Source organism: Mycobacterium sp. URHD0025 (assembly GCF_000426065.1).
Taxonomy (GTDB): domain Bacteria; phylum Actinomycetota; class Actinomycetes; order Mycobacteriales; family Mycobacteriaceae; genus Mycobacterium.
This window is the reverse complement of sequence record NZ_AUEQ01000028.1, coordinates 1-6070: the sequence shown is the minus strand read 5'-3', so window position 1 is coordinate 6070 and position 6070 is coordinate 1. Positions and strand designations below refer to the sequence as shown.

At 65.1% G+C, this 6070-nt stretch carries 1 protein-coding gene; it reads left to right on the top strand.

Annotated elements, in window-relative coordinates:
- A partial coding sequence (locus H977_RS0128320; protein WP_029111010.1) for a non-ribosomal peptide synthetase occupies nt 1-6070 on the top strand: 6070 nt, incomplete at both ends.

Genomic DNA, 6070 nt, shown 5'->3' with positions numbered 1-6070 from the left:
TCGGCGATGCGGTTGATCAATGCTGTCAATGCGGGCTTGGATACCGATCTTGCGGTTCGTGCGGTGTTCGAGACACCGACGGTGGCTGGTCTTGCTGGGCGTGCCGGTGAGAGCTCGGGTCGGCGTGAGCCGTTGGTGGCCCAGCAGCGCCCGGATGTTTTGCCGTTGTCCTATGCCCAGCAGCGGTTGTGGTTCCTCGACCAGTTGGAGGGACCGTCGGCGATCTACAACATGCCTGCTGCATATCGGATCACCGGTGAGCTCGATGTCGATGCGCTCGGCCAGGCACTGGCCGATGTGGTGGAGCGCCACGAGTCATTGCGCACAGTCTTCAGTTCTGTCGAGGGGATTCCGCGGCAGGTCGTGGTGCCCGCAGACCAGGTCGATCTGGGATGGCAGGTCGTTGATGCCACCGGCTGGCCCGCAGATCGGCTACCCGACGCCATTCGCGCGGCCGTCGAGCACAGCTTCGACTTGTCTGGCGAAACACCTTTGAGGGCAACCCTTTTCCGAGTGGGCGAGGGTGACCATGTGCTGGTGGCGGTGGTCCATCACATCGCCGGCGATGGCTGGTCGATCGGGCCGCTCGTACGGGATATCGGGCTGGCCTACGCGAGCCGGTGCGCGGGACAGGCCCCGGGCTGGGCACCGTTGCCGGTGCAGTACGTCGACTACACGTTGTGGCAACGCTCGTATCTGGGCGATCCGGGAGATCCAGAGAGTCGGATCGCTGGACAGTTGGCGTACTGGGAGCAGGCGCTGGCCGGGCTGCCCGAGCGGCTGGAGCTGCCGACGGACCGACCCTATCCACCGGTCGCGGACTACCGCGGGGCCAGTATCGCGGTTCAGTGGCCGGCCGAATTACAGCAGCAGATAGCGCGAGTGGCCCGTGAACACAACGCCACCAGCTTCATGGTGGTCCAGGCCGCACTGGCGGTGTTGCTTGCCCAATTGAGCGCAGGTTCCGATGTGGCAGTCGGCTTCCCGATCGCCGGACGCAGCGATCCGGCATTGGATGAGTTGGTCGGCGTTTTCGTCAACACCCTGGTCCTGCGGGTCGAACTCGACGGCGATCCCACAGGTGCTGACCTGTTGGCGCAAGTCCGGCGTCGCAGCCTCGCTGCCTACGAGCACCAAGATGTGCCCTTCGAGATGGTTGTCGATCGGCTCAATCCGGCTAGAAGTTTGACCCACCATCCGCTGGTGCAGGTGATGATGGCGTGGCAGAACCTGGCCAGTCGGGACCACGACCAGGCGGCCTCGCCGACTTTGGGTGGAATGGAGGCCACACCGCTGCAGGCGGACACGCAGACCGCCCGCATGGATCTGACGATCTCGTTGGCAGAGCGCTGGAGCGCCGGCGAGCCGGCCGGGATCACCGGGGCGGTGGAGTTCCGCACGGATGTTTTCGATGCCTCGACCGTCCAGACGTTCGTCGACCGACTGACGCGGGTGGTGCAGGACCTGACCGCGGATCCCGCAGCGAACCTGTCGTCGATAAATCTGCTGGAGCCCGCTGACCACGTTCGCCTCGACAGGTGGGGTAACCGGGGAGTGATGTCCGAATCGGTGGCCGGCGTGTCGATTCCGGTGATGTTCGCCGAGCAGGTGGCGCGCGACCCGGGTGCAGCGGCAGTGGCGTGTGGGGATCGGTCATTGACCTATCGTGAGCTTGACGAGGCATCGAATCGCTTGGCGCACTATCTGACTGGTGTGGGTGCGGGTCCGGGTGAGTGCGTCGCTTTGCTGCTCAACCATTCGGCCGAGGCGATCGTCGCGATCCTTGCGGTGCTCAAGTCTGGCGCAGCGTATCTGCCGATCGACCCGATGATGCCGGACGCGCGCATCGGGTTCATGCTCACCGATGCCGCACCGGTCGCGGCGGTCACCACCGCTGAGTTGGGTGCACGGCTGAGTGGGGACGACCTGACCGTCGTCGATATCGCTGATCCTCGGTGGGAGGAGCTGCCCGCCACGCTGTTGTCGTCGCCTGCCGCGGATGACATCGCGTATCTGATTTACACGTCGGGGACCACAGGTGTGCCCAAGGGTGTAGCGATCACCCATCAGAATGTGACGCAGTTCCTCGGGGCTGTTGATCCGGCATTGGTGGGCCCCGGAACGGTGTGGTCGCAATGGCATTCGTTGGTGTTCGACGTATCGGTGTGGGACATCTTCGGCGCTCTGTTGCACGGCGGCCGGTTGGTCGTGGTGCCCGAGGAGGTGGCCCGTTCACCACACGATCTGCACGAGTTGTTGGTGACCGAGAAAGTCACCGTCTTGAGCCAGACGCCTTCGGCTGCGGGGATGCTCTCACCGCAGGGTCTGGAATCCACCGCCTTGGTGGTGGCAGGGGAAGCATGCCCCACCGAGTTGGTGCAGCGGTGGGCGCCGGGACGTGTCCTGATCAACGCATACGGCCCCACCGAGGCCACGGTGTACGCGGCGATCAGCGCGCCTTTGAAAGCAGACACGGCGATTCCGAACATCGTCCCGATCGGTTCCGCGGCACCCGGGGCTGCGTTGTTCGTTCTGAATCGCTGGCTGAAAGAAGTGCCTCCCGGCGTCGTGGGGGAGTTGTACGTGGCGGGCCGCGGCGTCGGAGTGGGTTATGTGGGACGAGCAGGGTTGACCGCATCGCGCTTCGTCCCCTGCCCGTTCGGCGGCTCGGGGACGCGCATGTACCGGACCGGAGATCTGGTGCGCTGGGGCAGTGACGGACAGATGCAGTACCTGGGCCGCACCGACGAGCAGGTCAAGATCCGGGGCTACCGGATCGAACTGGGCGAAATCCAGGTCTCTTTGGTGGATCTGGACGGCGTGGAACAAGCCGTCGTCGTTGCCCGCGAGGACCACCCGGGTGAGAAGCGGCTCATCGGCTACGTCACTGAGACGGCACCCGGGCTGTTCGACACCGGTAAGGCCCGAGCCCAACTGGCCGAACACCTTCCGGCCTACATGGTCCCTGCCGCGGTCGTGGTGGTCGACGCAATCCCGTTGACCGTCAACGGCAAACTGGACAGACGTGCGCTCCCGGCGCCGGAGTACATCGACGCCGACAGCTATCGTGCCCCGTCCACTCCCGCCGAGGAGATCCTGGCCGGTATCTACGCCCAGGTTCTCGGTCTGGAGAGGGTTGGGGTCGACGATTCGTTCTTCGATCTTGGTGGTGACTCCCTGTCAGCGATACGGCTGATCAATGCGATCAACACCGCGTTCGACTGTGATCTGGCGGTCCGCGCGGTGTTCGATGCGCCGACAGTTGCCCAGCTGGAGCCGCGAACCGCTACGGGGTCGGGCGGACGGACACCGTTGGTGCCCATGCACCGGCCCGAAGTTGTGCCGTTGTCGTATGCCCAGCAACGGTTGTGGTTCCTGGACCAATTGCACGGCCATTCACCGATCTACAACATGCCGATGATCTATCGGGTCAGCGGGTTGGACGTCGACGCGCTGCGCCGGGCGTTGGCCGATGTGGCGGCCCGGCACGAGAGTCTGCGCACGGTCTTCCCTGCGGTCGACGGCGTCCCCCGGCAACTGGTCATCCCCGCCGAGCAGGTTGATGTCGCCTGGGACGAGGTCGATGCCTCAGGTTGGCCGGCCGACCAGCTGGCGGGCGCCATCGACACGGCTGTAAGGCATCCATTCGAGCTGGATACCGAGATTCCGATATGGGCAAGGCTTTTCCGCGTTTCCGGGAATGACCATGTGCTGGTCGCAGTGGTCCACCACATCGCCGGGGATGCGTGGTCTTTCGCTCCACTGGCGCGTGATGTGGCTGTCGCTTACGCGGCCCGGTGTGCCGGCCAGGAGCCGGAGTGGTCTCCCTTGCCGGTGCAGTACGTGGATTACGCACTCTGGCAGCGCGAGCAGCTCGGCGAGCTGTCTGACCCGCGCAGCCGCATCGCCGGTCAACTGGCCTACTGGCAGGACGCCTTGGCGGGAGTGCCCGACCACCTTGAGTTGCCGACGGATCGCCCGTACCCGGCGGTCGCCGATCACCACGGCGGGGTCGTGAAGGTGGATTGGCCGGCTCAGTTGCAGCAGCAGGTGGCGGCGGTTGCGCGGGAGCACAATGCGACCAGTTTCATGGTGGTGCAGGCAGCGCTGGCGGTGCTGCTGTCGAAGCTGAGTGCCAGTCCTGATGTGGCAGTCGGCTTCCCGATCGCCGGGCGTAACGATCCCGCCCTGGACGAACTGGTCGGGTTCTTTGTCAACACCCTGGTGTTGCGGGTCGATCTGGCCGCTGACCCCAGCGTCGCCGAGACGATCGGGCAGGTGCGGCAGCGCAGCCTGGCAGCCTACGAGCATCAGGATGTGCCCTTCGAGGTGTTGGTGGACAAGCTGAACCCGACCCGCAGTCTGAGCCATCACCCGCTGATTCAGGTGATGCTGGCCTGGCAGAATCCCGCCAATGCCCCTGCTGCCGAGTCGGCGGCGGGCGATGTGCACGCCGCGCCGCAGACAGCCGAAACCCACACCGCGCGGATGGATCTGGTTTTCGCGCTGGGCGAGCGATTCGATGTGCAGGGTGAGTCGGTTGGGCTCGGTGGTTCGGTGGAGTTCCGGACTGACGTGTTCGACGCCGGGACCATCGAGGTGATGGTCGAGCGGCTGGCAAGGGTCCTGGCGGCGATGGCGGTCGATCCGGCACAGCGCTTGTCGTCGATCGATGTGTTGGACGACGGCGAGCACGCTCGCCTCGACGAGGTCGGCAACCGGTCCACACTCACCTGCACCGCACCTTCGCAAGCATCGGTCCCGGTGCTGTTCGCTCAGCAGGTTGACCGGGTGCCTGATGCGGCGGCGGTGACCTTCGACGGCAGGTCCATGTCGTACCGAGAACTTGATGAGGCCTCGAATCGGTTGGCGCATGTGCTTGTTGATCATGGCGCGGGCCCGGGTGAGTGTGTGGCGTTGTTGCTGAATCGTTCGGCGGAGGCGATTGTCGCGATTTTGGCGGTGCTCAAGTCGGGTGCGGCGTATTTGCCGATCGATCCGGCGCATCCGGACGCGCGGATCGCGGTCGTCGCCGCGGATGCCAAGCCGGTTGCCGCGCTGAGCACCGGCCCTTTGGCTGAACGGCTGCGCGTGTGCGGGGTCGAGGTTGTCGACGTGGCCGATCCGCTCATCGCGACTCAGCCTGTCACCGCATTGCCGGTGCCGGCTGCTGACGACATCGCCTATGTGATCTATACCTCGGGGACGACGGGTGTTCCGAAAGGTGTTGCGGTGCCTCATGGCAACGTCACTCAGTTGCTCGGGTCCTTGGATGTGGGGTTGCCGCGCGCGGGGGTGTGGTCGCAGTGGCATTCGTATGCGTTTGATGTGTCGGTGTGGGAGATCTTTGGTGCGTTGTTGGGTGGTGGGCGGTTGGTGGTGGTGTCTGATGTGGTGGCGGCTTCGCCGGATGAGTTGCATGCGTTGTTGGTTGCTGAGGGTGTTTCTGTTTTGAATCAGACGCCGTCTGCGGCGGCGGCGTTGTCTTCGGATGGTTTGGGGTCGACGGCGTTGGTGGTGGCGGGTGAGGCGTGTCCGAGTGAGTTGGTGGATCGGTGGGCGCCGGGTCGGGTGATGATCAATGGTTATGGTCCGACGGAGACGTGGTACACGTCGTTCACTGCGCCGCTGGAAGCTGGGGCGAGGGTGGTGCCGATCGGTGTGCCGGTGCCGGGGGCGGCGTTTTTCGTTCTGGATCGGTGGTTGCGTCCGGTGCCGGTTGGGGTGGTCGGGGAGTTGTATGTGGCCGGTGCGGGACTCGCGAGCGGGTATCTGCGCCGGGGCGGGTTGACAGGGTCGCGGTTCGTGGCGTGTCCGTTCGGTGGGTCCGGGGGACGCATGTATCGCACCGGGGATCTGGTGTCCTGGGGCCCTGACGGGCAGTTGCGGTATCTGGGTCGGGCCGATGAGCAGGTCAAGATCCGTGGCTATCGCATCGAATTGGGCGAGATCCAAGCTGTGCTGGCCGATCTGGTGGGTGTGGATCAGGCGGCAGTCATTGCGCGAGAAGATCGCCCGGGCGACAAGCGTCTGGTTGGCTACGTCACCGGCAGTGCTGAGCCGGCCCGAC